Origin of the sequence: Acinetobacter sp. YH12058 (genome assembly GCF_013419805.1) — a bacterium.
GTDB classification, from domain to species: Bacteria; Pseudomonadota; Gammaproteobacteria; order Pseudomonadales; family Moraxellaceae; genus Acinetobacter; species Acinetobacter towneri.
This window is the reverse complement of sequence record NZ_VOZL01000019.1, coordinates 23,286-39,253: the sequence shown is the minus strand read 5'-3', so window position 1 is coordinate 39,253 and position 15,968 is coordinate 23,286. Positions and strand designations below refer to the sequence as shown.

The 15,968-nt window shown below is 40.4% G+C and carries 12 protein-coding genes and 3 pseudogenes; 5 read left to right on the top strand and 10 right to left on the bottom strand.

From position 1 onward, the window contains the following. Positions 1-124: 124 nt before the first annotated feature. Positions 125-1,459, bottom strand: coding sequence for an ISNCY family transposase (locus tag FTU09_RS10960; protein ID WP_180080311.1), 1,335 nt, complete (start codon positions 1,457-1,459; stop codon positions 125-127). 140 nt (positions 1,460-1,599) lie between these two features. Between FTU09_RS10960 and FTU09_RS10955 the strand changes: the two are divergent. Next, positions 1,600-1,760, top strand: a pseudogene (locus FTU09_RS10955) (VF530 family DNA-binding protein); the annotation flags it as partial. A gap of 323 nt (positions 1,761-2,083) precedes the next feature. Here the strand turns inward: FTU09_RS10955 and FTU09_RS10950 are convergent. From FTU09_RS10950 to FTU09_RS10925, 6 genes are read right to left on the bottom strand one after another with little or no spacing between them, the layout of a single operon-like run. Beyond that, the gene (locus FTU09_RS10950) at positions 2,084-3,142 is read right to left on the bottom strand and encodes a 2,3-butanediol dehydrogenase (RefSeq protein WP_004281883.1); all 1,059 of its coding nucleotides are present in this window, start codon (positions 3,140-3,142) and stop codon (positions 2,084-2,086) included. A 21-nt stretch (positions 3,143-3,163) separates the two neighbouring features. Further along, on the bottom strand, positions 3,164-3,949 hold the full coding sequence (locus tag FTU09_RS10945) for an acetoin reductase (protein WP_180080308.1): 786 nt from the start codon (positions 3,947-3,949) through the stop codon (positions 3,164-3,166). A gap of 11 nt (positions 3,950-3,960) precedes the next feature. Further along, a complete protein-coding gene (gene lpdA / locus FTU09_RS10940; RefSeq protein WP_104851956.1) occupies positions 3,961-5,361 on the bottom strand; it encodes a dihydrolipoyl dehydrogenase in 1,401 nt (466 codons plus the stop codon). An 11-nt stretch (positions 5,362-5,372) separates the two neighbouring features. Continuing rightward, on the bottom strand, positions 5,373-6,908 hold the full coding sequence (locus FTU09_RS10935) for a 2-oxo acid dehydrogenase subunit E2 (RefSeq protein ID WP_180040954.1): 1,536 nt from the start codon (positions 6,906-6,908) through the stop codon (positions 5,373-5,375). Position 6,909: 1 nt separating this feature from the next. Next, on the bottom strand, positions 6,910-7,929 hold the full coding sequence (locus FTU09_RS10930; protein ID WP_136143937.1) for an alpha-ketoacid dehydrogenase subunit beta: 1,020 nt from the start codon (positions 7,927-7,929) through the stop codon (positions 6,910-6,912). Between the two features lie 15 nt (positions 7,930-7,944). After that, positions 7,945-8,907 (bottom strand): thiamine pyrophosphate-dependent dehydrogenase E1 component subunit alpha, encoded by a 963-nt coding sequence (locus FTU09_RS10925; RefSeq protein ID WP_104851953.1) that lies wholly within the window; start codon positions 8,905-8,907, stop codon positions 7,945-7,947. A gap of 342 nt (positions 8,908-9,249) precedes the next feature. Between FTU09_RS10925 and lipA the strand changes: the two genes are divergently transcribed. Together lipA and FTU09_RS10915 are read left to right on the top strand one after the other, a co-directional pair. Continuing rightward, positions 9,250-10,224 carry a lipoyl synthase gene (gene lipA, locus FTU09_RS10920; RefSeq protein ID WP_180062500.1) on the top strand — a complete coding sequence of 325 codons (975 nt, stop codon included), beginning with the start codon at positions 9,250-9,252 and terminating at the stop codon, positions 10,222-10,224. Between the two features lie 259 nt (positions 10,225-10,483). After that, entirely contained in the window at positions 10,484-11,575 is a 1,092-nt protein-coding gene (locus FTU09_RS10915) for a transcriptional regulator (protein ID WP_180062499.1), read from the top strand. Positions 11,576-11,725: 150 nt separating this feature from the next. On the opposite strand, the gene FTU09_RS10910 is transcribed toward FTU09_RS10915, so the two are convergent. Then, positions 11,726-12,901: a Fic family protein gene (locus FTU09_RS10910; protein ID WP_104851951.1), complete on the bottom strand. Its 1,176-nt coding sequence runs from the start codon at positions 12,899-12,901 to the stop codon at positions 11,726-11,728. A gap of 203 nt (positions 12,902-13,104) precedes the next feature. Here FTU09_RS10910 and FTU09_RS10905 point away from each other — a divergent pair. Together FTU09_RS10905 and FTU09_RS10900 are read left to right on the top strand one after the other, a co-directional pair. Then, positions 13,105-13,293, top strand: a pseudogene (locus FTU09_RS10905) (IS110 family transposase); the annotation flags it as partial. Positions 13,294-13,366: 73 nt separating this feature from the next. Then, positions 13,367-14,061: pseudogene (locus FTU09_RS10900) on the top strand (ABC transporter substrate-binding protein); the annotation flags it as partial. Positions 14,062-14,372: 311 nt separating this feature from the next. Here the strand turns inward: FTU09_RS10900 and FTU09_RS10895 are convergent. Together FTU09_RS10895 and FTU09_RS10890 are read right to left on the bottom strand one after the other, a co-directional pair. Then, positions 14,373-14,654 (bottom strand): hypothetical protein, encoded by a 282-nt coding sequence (locus tag FTU09_RS10895; RefSeq protein WP_180080305.1) that lies wholly within the window; start codon positions 14,652-14,654, stop codon positions 14,373-14,375. Positions 14,655-14,708: 54 nt separating this feature from the next. Next, positions 14,709-15,896: a phosphotransferase enzyme family protein gene (locus tag FTU09_RS10890; RefSeq protein ID WP_180080302.1), complete on the bottom strand. Its 1,188-nt coding sequence runs from the start codon at positions 15,894-15,896 to the stop codon at positions 14,709-14,711. Positions 15,897-15,968 lie beyond the last annotated feature (72 nt).

Here is a 15,968-nt window from a genome sequence, read left to right as displayed (position 1 = left end):
AATGATAAGATAAATTGAGACACCGAACACTTAAAATAAACCCATATATATCAATTGCTTAATATATTCATGTTATTCACCAATTAAAATGTCTATGCGATAAACCATTTAAAATGTCCTGTTTTTAACTGCAAGAGTCAAGAACAGGATTTAAATTTCTTTGTTCAATAACAACTTTCTGAGCTTTACGACTCGGCATACTTTTCTTGGCACGGGAACTTTTATTTTGTTTTTCCAACTCTTCATGTTGTTGCTGGATATGGGCCAGAACCGCACCTAATCTTTTATTCTCAACTACTTCATTCTGCTGCAGTCTAGCCAGTTTATTGAAAATACTGTAGTTGATCTTCCGTCCTTCGTGCATGATGGCCACAGTACCATCTGGATACTCTAAAAATGTTATGTATTGCCCAACAAGTTTGTGGTTCAGTGGTGTTGGCTCAAGCATATAAATACACTTGTCATAGCTCAGGGTCAGATTCTTGGTGACCTTACGCGGTTCCTGCCAGGTAAAAATATCATCCAGTTCAAGATCAGATTCGCTTAATGGCCGATGCAAGTTCTTCGAGTTTCTCGCACACTTGGCAAACTTCTGATTGAACTGCTCAATGAAGCAGGGCAGCCAAGCATTGGCCTCGGTAATTGAGCAGATGCCTTCCAAACGCATTTCCTTGATCAGGCGATCCTGCAGAGTTCTGTTGGCGCGTTCCACACGTCCTTTGGCCTGTGGTGAGTTGGCAAAGATAATATCGATGTTTAATTCGTTGAGAATCCTGCCAAATTGCGTGATCTGGCTGTCTTGCTTGGATTTCTGATTGACTCGAAATACTGAGTGTTTATCGCTATAAAAGGCCAAAGGCTTGCCGTATTGCTCAATGTAGGCTCGGGTTGAAAGCATATAATCAAAGGTCGTTTCGGCCTCACAAAAGCGCAGATGCAACAGCTTTCCAGTGGCATCATCAATATAAACCAACAAGCAGCATTTAGCGTCACGTCCTTCAAACCAATCGTGATATAAGCCATCAATCTGGATTAGCTCACCAAAGCAATCGCGGTTATATCGAGGTTGATATGGACGTTTCTGGCGCTTGGATCGCGGAATCCAGAGACCATTTGCAGTCATCCAGCGCCGAAGCGTTTCTACAGGGATATTCAGGTCAAACATGCTGTTGAGCTTCTCATGCGCCAAGGTGGGACCAAAGCCCAGCAGATGTTCAGAAATAATGGAAAGGCACTTTGATTTTAACAAGTCATCATGACGACGATGACCCGGTTGACCACGACTGGCATGTGCCAGACCTGAAACACCGTCTTGATTGAGCTTGTGCAATAATCGAGTAATTTGGCGTGTTGAAAGATTCAGAATTTCTGCAGCACGGACTTGTGTAATACGTTGATCTCGAACATCTTGCAGGACTGCAAGACGTTGTATTTCCTTGTCAGACATAGTGATCAGCATCTCAAGTTTATATCCAGTCCATCATGTTGATGCGCATCATAGACCAGACATTTTTATTTTGGAGTTACAAGACTGATTGCGTATAATGTACATTATGTTAAATAAATAACACCTGTCATTTTGTTCATTATTTCTGATGTGGCTTTGATGGCTTAAGTCGTAAAATTGAAATTAGATGTTTTTGTATAGATCCAAGTATTAAGTCATCATTACGGTTTTACGTACCACACCATTGGCACGTGAAAAAGTTGAAAGCTTATATTTGTATGTCTTACGTCAAAAAGCCAAACAAAAATCGTAGCTATCAAAACTCAGCATAATATTTTATACCAAACAGAAAACTAAACTTATTGAATAGCCAATGATTTTGTAGATACCTTTCAATTAGTGGTAGACTGCCACCACTCTCCTGGCAAAATTTAGTCTATATCCCTATGGTTTATTTAAAAACTTATTTTCTATCTTTACTAGACTGTATGATCAAAATCATACTGGCACTCAACACTGTAAATTTGAGAATGAATCTGTACGTACAGACTCATTCCCTATCTATAAAGATATTAGAAATAGCTACATAGAGTTTATTTCTAGTTTATTCAAATTAGTCGTTCAAATTAGGCTTTACTATGGATGAACAATAATTTTTACAGCCGATTCATTATTATGAATCAACGTTTCAAAGCCTTTAGAAACAAGATCATCTAATGCAATACGTTGGGTAATAAAAGGTTCTAGATTAATCTTACCTTGCTCGACTAAACGGATAGTTTCCTGATGATCATTTACATAAGCAATCGTGCCACGAATATCTAGCTCTTTCATCACCACACTATGTACATTAATTGTGGCAGGATGGCTCCAAATAGAAACGATAACGACTACACCAGTTGGTTTCATTGCTGCAACGAGTGTATCCATGACTTTATTGACACTACTACATTCAAAAGCGACATCTACACCGCGGTCTTCTGTAATTTTCATTACCTCAGCAACTACATCAACCTTAGATGGGTCTAGTACATAATCGGCAACACCCGCTTCTATCGCTTTTTCTTTACGTTTTGCACTCAGTTCAGTAATGATGACCGTGAGACCTTTAGCCTTTAAAATAGCAGATAAAAGTAAGCCTATTGGGCCTGCTCCACCAACCAGTGCGATATCGCCAGCTTTTGCGCCACTTCTGACATAGGCATGATGACCGACAGATAAAGGTTCTATCAATGCTGCTTGGTCTAAAGGAATATCATTTGAAATAGGATGAACCCAACGCCGCTGAACTGCAATTTTTTCAGAAAGACCACCACCGCGTCCGCCTAAACCAATAAAGTTCATATTTTTTGATAAATGATACTTATCATTTGGGCCAGTCGGGACATCATCCGCAATAATATAGGGTTCAACTACGACATGTTGTCCAATTTGGATATCGTCTACACCCTCACCAACTGCATAAACTACGCCTGAAAATTCATGTCCCATTGTTACAGGTGCAGATTCTCCCGAAATTGGATGTGGATGACCACAAGGTGGAATAAAAATAGGGCCTTCCATGAATTCATGTAAATCTGTACCGCAAATACCGCACCATGCAACTTGAATTCCAACTGTGCCTGGAAGTACTTTCGGTTCAGGGATATCTTCAATTCGAATATCCCCTCGATCATAAAAACGAGCTGCTTTCATTGTGTATTCCTTATGTTGATATTAACGGTAAACCATTCCACCATCTGTCAAAATAGACTGACCTGTAATATAGTTTGCATCCTCGCTGGCTAAAAATGCAACTAATGCAGCCACGTCATCTGGGGTTTCAGCACGTCCTAAAGCAATACCATCTACATATTTTTTATACGTTTGACCAATTGGTGCACCTGTAATTTCAGAGAACCGCTGATCTATTTCGACCCACATGTCTGTACCAACAACACCCGGACAATAACTATTTACAGTAATTTCAACACTGGCATATTCTTTAGCCGCAGCTTGCGTCAATGCACGAACTGCAAATTTAGTTGCCGAATAAACACCGAGTAAAGCAAAGCCTTCATGACCTGCTATTGAGCATGCATTAATAATTTTTCCAGCCTGTTGGCGTTGTTTAAATTTATTTGCTGCGGCTTGAATCCCCCAAAGTACACCACCGACATTGATGTTCATAATTTGGTTAAATTCACTCGGCGTTACTTCTGCCAAAGCTTTGACTTGTGCAATACCTGCGTTATTAATCATGATATCAAAACCATTAAGTGTCGATTCTGCATGATTAATAGCGTCAATGATTTGTATTGGATCTGAAATATCCGCAATAAATGTGGTGGCTTTTACGCCAAAGGCTTCAACCTCTTGTTGAACAATATTTAACTTTTCTTGGTGAAGATCGACCAATCCAATATGAATACCTTCTTGTGCTAAACGTAAGGCAATACCGCGTCCAATACCTTGTGCCGCACCCGTAATTAATGCAACTTTATTGTTTAAACCTCTAGGCATGTTGCGACTCCTTAAATATGGATTGCACGTTGCATCGCCGACAAGACCGACTCATGCATCGCCTCAGACAAAGTAGGATGAGGGAAAATGACCTGCGCTAAGCTTTCATCTGTAGCTTCTAGGTATTTCGCGATGGCAAACCCTTGAATGTGTTCGGTGACTTCATGTCCAACCATGTGAGCACCCAACAATTCACCTGTTTCCTGACTAAAAATGGTTTTAACAAATCCTGCGCTATCGCCCAAAGCCAATGCTTTACCATTCGCTTGTAAAGGAAACTTACCCACATTGATATTCAAGCCCGCAGCTTTCGCTTTCTGTTCTGTCAAACCAATACTGGCCACTTGCGGATGGGTAAAGATACAGCCCGGAATTTGTGTACGATCTAAAGCATGTACATGACTTAGGCCTGCAATTTTCTCCACACAAAGAATGGCTTCGTGACTGGCTTTGTGTGCCAAACACGGCGCGCCTGCAACATCGCCAATTGCATAAACGCCCACAACATTGGTTTTACACCATGAATCGACTTTGATAAAACCATTCTCAAGTTCAATGCCCAAAGCTTCTAGGCCAAGATTTTCAGCATTCGGTTTCACGCCAATTGCTGAAAGTACCTTTTCAACGCTAATGATTTGCACACCTGTGGCAGTTTCAATATGACAATGTACTTGAGCCTGATCAGTTTCTATTTTTTTTACGGTCGCTTCGGTTAAAACCCGTATACCCTGCTGTTCAAATTGCTTTTGCACATACTTGGCAACTTCAATGTCTTCGCTAGGGAGAATCTGCTTGGCAATATCAACCAAGGTGACTTGGCAGCCTAAGTCTTGGTATAGGCTTGCAAACTCACTGCCTATAGCACCCGAACCAATGACCAGTAAAGATTTTGGTAATTGTTCTGGAACTAAAGCCTCTTTATAACTCCAGACCTGATGGCCATCTACAGGAATATGAGGCAAATTGGCCGCACGTGCACCTGTTGCGACAATAATATGCGGTGCAGAAATCTGCTGTTTTTGACCATTCGCATCTGTCAGCTCTAATTGCTCTTTGGCAATAAACTGGGCTGCCGCGTTAAAAACAGTGATTTGATTTTTTTTCAATAATTGACCGATACCTTGCACGAGTTGCTCAGAAACCTGTCTGCTATGATGGACCAGTTTTTGAATATCAAAATCAATCGCGTTAAGCGTAAAGCCAAACTGCCCTGCATGTTTGAACTGCTGCGCAAGCACAGCCCCGCTCAATAATGCCTTGGTTGGAATGCATCCCCAATTAAGACATACTCCGCCTAAGTGTTGTTTTTCAACGATTGCCGTTTTTAATCCCAGTTGCGCTGCGCGAATCGCAGCGACATATCCTCCAGGACCAGCACCAATAACCACAAGATCAAATTGTGTATCTGACATGACTATTCCTCCTACACCAAAATTAATGCAGGATTTTCGACAAACTGCTTAAATGCCGATAAGAATTGAGCACCCAACGCACCATCAATGACACGATGATCACAAGACAATGTTGCGGTCACCATTTCACGAACAACAATCTCATCATTTTCAACGACAGCACGTTTCTCTGCTGCACCTAAGGCTAGAATTGCACCTTGAGGCGGGTTAATAATGGCATCAAACTGTTGAATACCAAGCATGCCTAAATTGGAAATACTGAAACTGCCCCCTTGAAACTCATCAGGTGCCAATTTTCCAGTTTTGGCACGTGTCGCCAGATCACGCATATCATTGGAAATTTGCGCCAAAGATTTACGGTTCGCTGCTTTAATAATTGGCGTGATCAGTCCATTTTCGATGGCTACAGCAACCGAAATATCAGCCTGTTCAAACTGTAAAATCTGCTGATTCTCTTCATCAAACTGAACATTAACTTGTGGAACTTTAATCAGTGCAGCAGCAGCAGCTTTAATCAGCATATCGTTAATGGACAGTTTGACTTGCGGTACAGTACTGTTAATTTGCTGACGCAAAACCTGAACCGACTCAACATTTAAGTCTATCGTTAAGCGAAAATGTGGTGCATTGCGTTTTGCCGCTTGTAGCCGTGCAGCGATTGCTTTACGCATACCATTCATAGCTACGGTGGTGAATTTTGCAGACTCTGTTGGATGCGCATACTCAGTATGTTGAGCTTGTACAGGATTTTCCCGTTGATATACAGCTTCAACATCTTCCTTACAGACTCGTCCACGTGAACCTGATGCGCGACAATCATGCAAATTAATGCCCCATTGTTTTGCCAAACGGCGGGCAACAGGTGTCGCTAGAACATAACTGTCATCTGCTTTAGATTTCGCGGCTTTCGTGCTGGCTTGATGACGTACATCTGGCCAAGAACCACCAGCAGCTTGAACTGCGGCCTGAATATCTTGAACACTGATACGGCCTTCACGTCCAGAACCCGTAATCTGAGCCAAGTTTACATTATGCTTTTCAGCCAATTTCAAGGCATGTGGCGTTGCAAAAATATCATCGCTTTGTTGGTAGCCTTGTAACGCAGCAGGAATAGAATATCCGCCCTGAGTCACCGCTTTTGATCCATTACCAACACTGTTCTGTTTAGGAGCAGCTTGTACTTTGGTTTCAACTTGAGCCACATCGACTTTTTCAGGAACCGCTGCTACCGCTTTATTTTCAGTTACAGCAGGTGTTCCCCCTAAAGACTGTGCAAATGCTTCAACTTCTGCATCGGAAACTTGAGCGTCTGCACAAATTGCAATGATTCCACCTACGACAAGGGTATCACCATCTTTAGCAATAATTTTTCGTAGCAAGCCATCGAAAGGCGCTTCTAGAACATTGACGATTTTTGTGGTTTCAATTTCACAAATTTCCTGTCCTTTACTAAATTGCGTACCTTCCTGAATCAGCCATTGGGCAATCGTGCCCTCTTCCATGGACAAACCCCATTTTGGGATTTCTAAGGTTTTAATTTCGCTCATCCTAAGCCTCCAACGTCTTACGTACAGCCTGTTCGATGCGTTCTACACTGGGTAGCCATTCTTTTTCTAATACTGGCGAAAATGGTACGGGTGAGTGTGGTGGAGTGACTAACTCGATTGGTGCTTTAAGATAATGAAAGCCTTTCTGGGCAATAAGCGCAGCCACATCATGTCCGAAACCACAACGTGCTGCTGATTCATCTACAATCACCACACGACCTGTTGAAGCCACTGACTCTAAAATGCCATCTTCATCTAATGGTGAAATGGTTCTAGGGTCAACCACTTCAACCGAAATGCCTTCTTTTGCGAGCTTATCAGCGACTTCATTGGCACGATGCACCATCAAGCTTAAGGCAATAATGGTGATATCTGTGCCTTCACGGGTGTAATTTGCGACACCAAAAGGAATAGTGTAGGACTCATCTGGCACTTCGCCCTTAATGTCATACAATAATTTGTGTTCACAAAAGACCACTGGGTCGTCATCTCGAATGGCTTGAATCAACAACCCTTTCACATCATAGGCACTTGAAGGCACCACCACTTTTAAGCCTGGCACTGAGGCAAACACGTTATATGGCGACTGAGAATGCTGCGCTGCTGCGGAAAAACCTGCACCGATCATGCCTCGTACAACGAGTGGCGCTTTGGCTTTGCCGCCAAACATGTAGCGAAATTTAGCTGCTTGGTTATACAGCATGTCATAACACACGCCGTAAAAATCCATAAACATTAAATCTGCCACAGGTCTTAAACCCGTTGCAGCAGCACCTGCCGCCATACCAATAATCGCTGATTCTGTAATTGGCGTATCAATGACTCGTTCAGAACCAAATTCAGTCCATAAGCCTTTGGTTACACCAAGTACACCGCCAAAACCTTCCAGTTTATTGTCATCGGTATTTTTGCCACCATGCCCACCACGAACATCTTCACCGACCACAATGACACTTGAGTCTCGGCGCATTTCTAATTCAATTGCTTCTTTAATCGCGTTTCGATAACTTTTATTTGGCATTTTTCTACTATTCCTTTAGTAAGAGACGTAAACATCAGTAAGTAACTGAGAGACTTCTGGGTACTTAGCTGCGCGTGCTTTTGCAACGGCATCGTCTACATTGGCTTTAGACTGAGCGTCAATCGCATTGAGCTTGGCTTCGTCAATTTTGTCTTTGACTTTTTCGCGGAATATTTTCAATGGATCTTTATGTTCTTTGACATAATCCAGTTCTTCTTTGGAACGAATAAGTCCCGGATCACCTTCAAAATGTCCATAAAAACGGTTGGTTACTGTTTCAATCACACTCGGGCCTTCACCACGGCGGGCACGTTCAATGGCTTTTTGTGCAACTTCATACACAGCAAAAAAGTCTGTTCCATCTACTTTTTCAGCGGGTAAGCCAAAACCTGCTGCTCGGCCTGCAATGTCTTTACTGCCTACGGCATAATCATGTGCAGTACCTTCACCAAAACCGTTATTTTCAAAAACAAAAATGACAGGAAGCTTTAACACCACAGCCATATTCATTGCTTCAAAAGTTAAGCCCTGATTTGACCCGCCATCACCGGTAAATGACAGACCAATACCACCATTCTTGAGTGTTTTAGCACTTAAAGCTGCCCCAATAGCCAAAGGTGGACCACCACCTACAATACCGTTTGCACCGAGCATGCCTTTATCTAAATCCGCAATGTGCATTGAGCCGCCTTTACCACGACACAAACCATCATCTTTACCAAAAATTTCTAGCATCATGGCGTGAATGTCACAGCCCTTAGCAATACAATGTCCATGTCCACGGTGTGTTGATGTAATGAAGTCCTTATCTGTTAAATTTTCGCAAATCCCTACTGCAACAGCTTCCTCACCGCTATAGAGATGGATGAAACCAGGGATATCACCTGTATTGTTTTCATCGTGAAGTCGATCCTCAAATTCACGAATGTCGCGCATTCTTTTGTATGCTGCTAGCAATTGCTCTTCCGTTAATTGCATATATTTGTTCCTTATTCACTACGCTTAAAAGAAAATCCAAAATTGAATAATTGGATTTTTAAATCGTATATTTATATAAGAATATTTTTACTTAATTTCATATTAGACTAAAAAAATATAATGCATAAAAAGATGAGATAAATATTAAAAACAGAAGGTTATGAAATTAAAAATTTTTGTAAAATTTTACAACAGCTCAATCACATACAAAAACAAACCTTTAACCAACCTTTGTTTTATATGATAAGTTTTTTGCCCTGTTTTAATATTATTAATGCATTTAAAGCAGTTTATTTAATATCAGGGTATATGTTAATTATTTTAAACGACGGAGTGTTTGAAATGGATTTAAATAACACAGTATTAACTGGAAAGAAGCTACGTGGCGCTGAGAAAATGGCGCGTATTCCGATTAAAGTTGTTCCAACGGAAACGACACCGAAAAAGCCAGAATGGATTCGGACTAAAATTAGTCAACCCGAGGAAGTTCAAATCATTAAGGATTTATTACGACAACAGAAACTACATACGGTTTGTGAAGAAGCGGCCTGCCCCAATTTGCCGCAATGCTTTAGCGGAGGGACTGCAACGTTTATGATCATGGGAGATATTTGTACTCGCCGCTGTCCATTCTGTGATGTCGCACATGGTCGTCCTAATATCCTAGATCCTAATGAGCCAAAGCATCTGGCTGAAACAGTCAAGAATCTAAACTTAAAGTATGTCGTGATTACTTCTGTTGATCGAGACGACTTAAAAGATGGTGGTGCACAGCATTTTGCAGATTGCATTCGAGAAATTCGTCAAACCAGTCCAGAGACTCTGATAGAAATTTTGGTTCCTGATTTTCGTGGTCGTGCAGATATTGCCCTGAAGATTCTGAGCCAAAACCCACCCGATGTTTTTAATCATAATATTGAAACCGTTCCACGTCTGTATAAAGCCATGCGACCAGGCGCTAACTATAAGCACTCATTGGATTTACTCAAAAAATTTAAACACTACTGTCCCGACATTCCAACCAAATGCGGTTTGATGGTCGGTTTAGGAGAAGTTGAGGCTGAGGTTATTGCGTTATTAAATGATTTGAAAGATTATCAAATTGATTATGTCACAATCGGCCAATACTTACAGCCATCCAAGTCTCACGCGCCAATTCATCGCTTTGTTACATTACAAGAGTTTAAGCATTATCAAACTCATGGAGAACGCTTGGCGTTTAAAAATATTTGGAGTGCACCATTGGTACGATCAAGTTATTTTGCTGACCGCCAGTATTATGGTGAGGTTGTACCTGCCCCATATATACGTGAATGACTTTTCATTATTTACATGCTTCATTGATAAATATGACAGTTACGTTTATTAACATTTCAGATGGAAATAGTCATTTTCAGCTCATAAGAACACTTTTAAAGTAGCTCAAGGACTGGTAAAGCCAAAAGATCTAACTTAACCAAGCAAAGAAAAAAGCATTTAAAATCGAAGCAAGAAGAAATGACGTAAATGACTATAAATTTTGAAGCTCATTTCTAAAGTTTGAAAATATTACAGTCTCATCATAAAGGAATATGATATGAACCTGTTCAATACACCACCTGCAAAAAAGCTGCAAACGACGCATTTAATTAATCAAACTACTGTGCATGCTGCCCCTGTTTTAGCATTGCCTCAAGAAGATAAAACGTCTTTATTCCGCCGTTCTATTCAGCATAATTATGCAGATTTACTCAAAATAGCAAATGATTCAGATATGGCGATTGGTCTTACAGATCATCACGGGACTCTCTTGTGGACATGGAGTAGTTCAGCGATGCTTTCTTCTGCTGAACAAGTTCATTTTATTGAGGGCGGACATTGGTCTACACAGGCAGTTGGAACCAATGCGATTGGTATGGCGTTAAACAGCCAAATATCAAGTTGCGTCTATTCTCATGAAAACCAAATGGACAGTGTTAGAGATTGGGTTTGTTATGCCGCACCGATTTGGGACCCAACATCGGGACAATTTCACGGCATTATTAACCTTTCTACAAAATATAAAAAACATACGCCTTTAGGGTTGCTCGCAGTTGAACGCTGTGCAGATTTAATACAGCGTGCCATAAAATTTGAGCAGCAAAATTTTTTGTACATTAAAGCGCTAGGTTCACCTTGGGTTCAATTTAATGGGCAAACTTTAAACTTGAGTCACCGTCAAATTGAAATACTTTGCATTTTAGCTTTGAATCCCCATGGAATTGGCTTAGAAGAGTTACACTATGCCCTTTATGGTGAGCGTAGTGTCAGCCTAAAAACCCTAAAGGCTGAGCTTTCACAACTTCGTAGCCTATTACCTCATTCAATTGAAGCTCGCATTTATAGGCTTAGCTGTGAAGTCCAATGTGATTTTTTACGTGCTGAACAATCATTAAATGCAAATCTTATTTCCAGTACATTCTCACTATATAAAGGTAGCTTTCTCTCTAAATCAGAAAGCCCTTTACTCAGCACTTGGAGACATTGTTTTGATGCCCGTTTGAGCCAGTTGATCTATCAAATAAAGGATATCGATCAGTTATTAAGAATTATTGGGCAGACACATGACCGAATTGATGCTGTACAGCGTTTATTAGAGTTATTACCACAGGACAGTATCCACCGTAATTATTTTTCAAATCTGATTTAGATTTGATCTGTTGCTTCAATTCTAAAGTTTTATTGTGAAACAGATTGAAAAGGAAGCTTGATTTTCATACTCCTTTAATGAGAATGTACGATCAAGTCTGAACTAATACAGAATATCGCTTATAAAGCTTATAAATAAGCTTTTAGTTGTTCAAACAAGTGAGACCACCTCTTTTTGAGTAAACTTTTCTTTATCAATTTTCAGCACGTAGCGGGTATTACGCCCACCACCTTCCAGTTTATACAGCACATCGTTTTCCAAAAGCTCGGTTAGGTGACGTGTTGCTGTAGCCTTACTTACTCCAGTGAGCTTTTGATACTGTGAAGCATTAATTCCGAGAGGGAAATCATTCTCTTCGCCATTGAGTAAACGATTTAAAACTTTATTCTGGGCTTCATTGAATTCGATATGAGAATAAGTGCTCCAAAATTTCGCTTTAGTGATCGTTCGATCAAGTCGTAGTAAAGACCTATCGATACTTTTTTCTAAGGTGTTTAAAAACCAGACCAACCACTCATTGATTGTATAAGTATCATTCTGGCATTTCTCAAGGACCTCATAATAACTACTACGATTTTCATGAATGGCCACGGACATAGCATATAAACGGATACTTTGGTGATCCATTTGAGCTAATGCTAAATCTGTAATAACACGCGTAATACGACCATTACCATCTTCAAATGGATGTAATGTCACAAACCAAAAATGAGCAAGTGCAGCTCGCAATAACGGATCAAGCATTACATCTTCTCTAGAACTATTGAACCATTCTATAAATTCATTCATTAGTCCCTGTAAATGCTCTCCACCCTCAGGTGCTTCAAAGTAAACCTTGGTAGTAGTACCATAAAGAGAACCACCAACAACCTGCATTGGTGCCTCGTTATCACGAATTTCTCCTACTTTGATTTTTTGCGCAGCATAATCAAAGCGTTCTATAGTTTGAAAAAGCCAGTTATGCCATTGTAATAAGCGCTCCATTGTTAATGGCGCATTATGATTGCTCACTGCATCCATCATGATATTGGCTAAACCTTCATTTTTATCTTGAATGGGTGCAGGATTTTCTTCTGTTACCCCTAAACGCCGAGCTAATGAGGATTTGAGTGAACGAACATTCAACTTCTCATCTTCAATGAGTGAGGATGCGACTAGATTTGTGAGCAGTGTATCTAATGGTAATGCCTCAGCTTCTGGTGATACTTTGCTCTCTCCGACTAATTGACCTATCTTCTTATGAATTAAACGTAATTTTACTGTGACAAGTGCTTCATCCCATTTAAATTTAGTCCAGTTTGCTTTTTGCCATACCCATTTTTTCATAAGCATTCCCCCCTACTGCATGAGTCTATTGTAACACCTATTCGGCTCATTTAGTGAGGAGCTATTAATTCAGTTATTCAGCTCATTTATGACTATTGACCTAATAAAACCTAGATTGTGAGCCGAATAATTGGCTTAAACAGCTCATATAATGAGCCAAATATACAGGTTATTCGGCTCATTTACTTCTTTTAGCCATTAGGTTGGTTATGTCAGCATTAACAGCGATTAAATATAATCCACACATTGAAGCTTTATATCAACGATTATTAAGCCAGGTTAAAAATAAAATGTGTGCTTTAGGTGCTGCAATGCGCAAGCTTATACATCTGTGTTATGGCGTTTTAAAACATCAGACTGCCTATCAAAGAGATTATTTATTGGTCGAATAATATCAAAACCTGATTGACTACCAAGACGCTATCTCATCTCAGAATATTGAGTCTCCGACAAACCTGGTACGGTTCACTCGGCATCCAGCCAGGGGATGATGAAAAAAGTACCTCAAGGAAACTGGTACTGGCTTTACAACAGGATCATCTCATCAATCTGGCCTATGTCTATAAATATTCGATTCACCATTACTGCTTAAAAGAATGGTTGGCGCTAACCGATCTACAACTGGCCAAGAATATCCAGCTGATGACCTCTCCACCGCCTTCCATGGTAAAAGGAATCGCAGAACAGGTATTTGATGGTTTTTGCGTGGGAGAACCCTGGAATATTCAGGCCAAACTTGAAGGCTATAGTTTTATCGTTGCGGCGAGCCAGAATGTCATTCCAAAAGTTGCCGATAAAGTCTTAGCCATGACCCAGGAATGGGCAGAACAGCATCCATTTACCGTAGAGGCAGTGGTCAAGGCAGTACAAAAAGCGCAGGATGATTTAAAGCAGTGCAGTGATTTATCAGAAGTATGGGACATGCTGGTAGACTATCAGATTATTCAGTTTGAATGTTCCGCCCAGCGGCATGTCTATGACTTTTATAAGATTAAGAATATCATCCGGAATTTTGTTGGGGAAAGTGCCGAACCGAAAGTCGATGATTTTATCTGGCTCCTGCAGCAGATGGATAAATGGGAAAATATTGAAATGACCGCAGCCAAAAAAAACAGATTGCGCAATCCTGTATTTATCAGCAAGAAGTGACCGTTGTTTAAAATATTATCTATTCTCATAAAAAAAGACCCAGAAAAATTTTGGGTCTTTTAGATTTAACGTTTTATTTAGCTGAATGCCTGTTGTAAACCCAGTACGGTTCAGTTAGCATTAACACTTAGGTTGTCAGTGAATTGATGTTGTGTAATAGCCCCCAATTAAAACGGACACTTCTCAATTAAGACCTAGTCAATTGTGGTTGAACTGTGTAATCGCTTGAGATGGAGAATGACGTTCATCCTGCTTTTCAGCAGTTATAGTGATGATTGGCAGTTGAAATATTTCTAAATGTACTCCTGTTCCAGCAGCAGAGCTATGTTGTACATTCAAACCATAAATTAAATTGATCGACAATCGCATCTGCAGTAATAACAGAAATAGAGGCAGGCGCTTTTTGTAAACAATCTGTACGCAAACCCTCAGTCTTTACTGTAAAACTAAAATACGGCGTGGTTTCATTGGCTGTGATGACAATCGTATCGAGTTGTTGAACGCCATTTTCTGCATAAACCAAAGGTGCCCAACACAGCGGTGACAGAATGATGGTTTTTAAAGACGCAGTTAATACATTCTGTTTGAATTTACGATTGTACATACGAAACCTTGCATTAAAATAAGAGGTGATGCTTGAGGCATTTAGCTGTGCAGATTATGACAATTCGCGTTGAATTAATCGAGTAAAAGTCTGGGTAAATTGCTGTCCTTGCTCTGCAAAAAACCAATTTACATGCCCAACAATCCAATCATAATAAGCAGCATCGGCATGTTTCAGGTTTTGGGTAATTCCGACAAAATATTCAAGCTCTGAAAATGCGAAATCCAAATGCACAATTTTTAGCAATTCGGGCAAAATGCTAAAGTCTTGTTGTGGATGTATCTCTGCAAAATACGCCTGTAAAAACGCGCTTAAACCCGCTTCGTCAATATTGATTTGTAATGTATGTTCTAAAGCTAACCAATCTATAAAGTTACGCTCAATCGTGACCGCAAGGTCATAAAGCGCTGAATTTCGATCTGATAAACCAAAATCAATTACCGCTGTAATATTGGCATCGGCACTTTGCGCAGACCAAAACAGATTGGAAGCATGCAAATCATTATGCGTCCAAATTTTAGTGGTCTGCTGCAATATATGCTTAATTTTATGATGCGTCTGAGATACACGCTCTAAAAAAACGGCGTCTAAGTTTTTATCGGCAAAATAACGGCTCAATTCAGGGCTATTTTGAATACGTTGCTGAATAGCCGTTACAATATTTTCACTTTCTAAAAGCTGCTGATTTGATACTAAATAACGCGCCGATCTGCCATGTAACTCAGGAAAATCCTGCATGGCGACATGCAATTTGGCAAGCAAACTTCCCACTTTTGCAGCATGTTCTGTATAGAAAAACGGCGTCCAAGATTGCTGATCGACATATAAGTCAAAACCTGCTGCTTTTTCGTAGACTTCATAAGTCCAGTCGCCCATTTCTAAAGCGGTCAGTCCGCAATTCGAGGCAATTAATGTCGCAACAGGAATGTTTTTACTGGCTAAATGTCGCAAAAAAGCATGCTCTTGCAAAATATCTTGCGCATTACGAAATGAACGATGACTGCGTTTAATGAAATACGAGCGACTTCCTATTTTATCTGTACTGACTGCATCCTGCGTGACTTCAATCACTGCGGCAGATGAAAATGGGCGCGGACTGCACCACAAAATTTGAATATTCCCTTGCAAACATGGGTAATACGGTTGCAGGTTGTGTAATTCTGAGACAGTCAGATGTGCCCAATCTTTATGTTCCCAGTCATTCCCCATGCCATGACCTAAATCATGTGTGATTGTGGTCATTTTAGATATTCCTTAACTTGATCAGTATTGTGTAATCGTATATTCCCCATCATCCATCTCAAACAACCATTT

Coding starts and splice junctions, on each gene's coding strand:
- FTU09_RS10950 (WP_004281883.1), bottom strand. CDS start 3,142: ATGAAAGCAGCTCGTTTTTATGATCGAGGGGATATTCGAATTGAAGAT.
- FTU09_RS10925 (WP_104851953.1), bottom strand. CDS start 8,907: ATGCAATTAACGGAAGAGCAATTGCTAGCAGCATACAAAAGAATGCGC.
- lpdA (WP_104851956.1), bottom strand. CDS start 5,361: ATGTCAGATACACAATTTGATCTTGTGGTTATTGGTGCTGGTCCTGGA.
- FTU09_RS10890 (WP_180080302.1), bottom strand. CDS start 15,896: ATGACCACAATCACACATGATTTAGGTCATGGCATGGGGAATGACTGG.
- FTU09_RS10895 (WP_180080305.1), bottom strand. CDS start 14,654: ATGTACAATCGTAAATTCAAACAGAATGTATTAACTGCGTCTTTAAAA.
- FTU09_RS10915 (WP_180062499.1), top strand. CDS start 10,484: ATGAACCTGTTCAATACACCACCTGCAAAAAAGCTGCAAACGACGCAT.
- FTU09_RS10910 (WP_104851951.1), bottom strand. CDS start 12,901: ATGAAAAAATGGGTATGGCAAAAAGCAAACTGGACTAAATTTAAATGG.
- lipA (WP_180062500.1), top strand. CDS start 9,250: ATGGATTTAAATAACACAGTATTAACTGGAAAGAAGCTACGTGGCGCT.
- FTU09_RS10935 (WP_180040954.1), bottom strand. CDS start 6,908: ATGAGCGAAATTAAAACCTTAGAAATCCCAAAATGGGGTTTGTCCATG.
- FTU09_RS10945 (WP_180080308.1), bottom strand. CDS start 3,949: ATGCCTAGAGGTTTAAACAATAAAGTTGCATTAATTACGGGTGCGGCA.
- FTU09_RS10960 (WP_180080311.1), bottom strand. CDS start 1,459: ATGCTGATCACTATGTCTGACAAGGAAATACAACGTCTTGCAGTCCTG.
- FTU09_RS10930 (WP_136143937.1), bottom strand. CDS start 7,929: ATGCCAAATAAAAGTTATCGAAACGCGATTAAAGAAGCAATTGAATTA.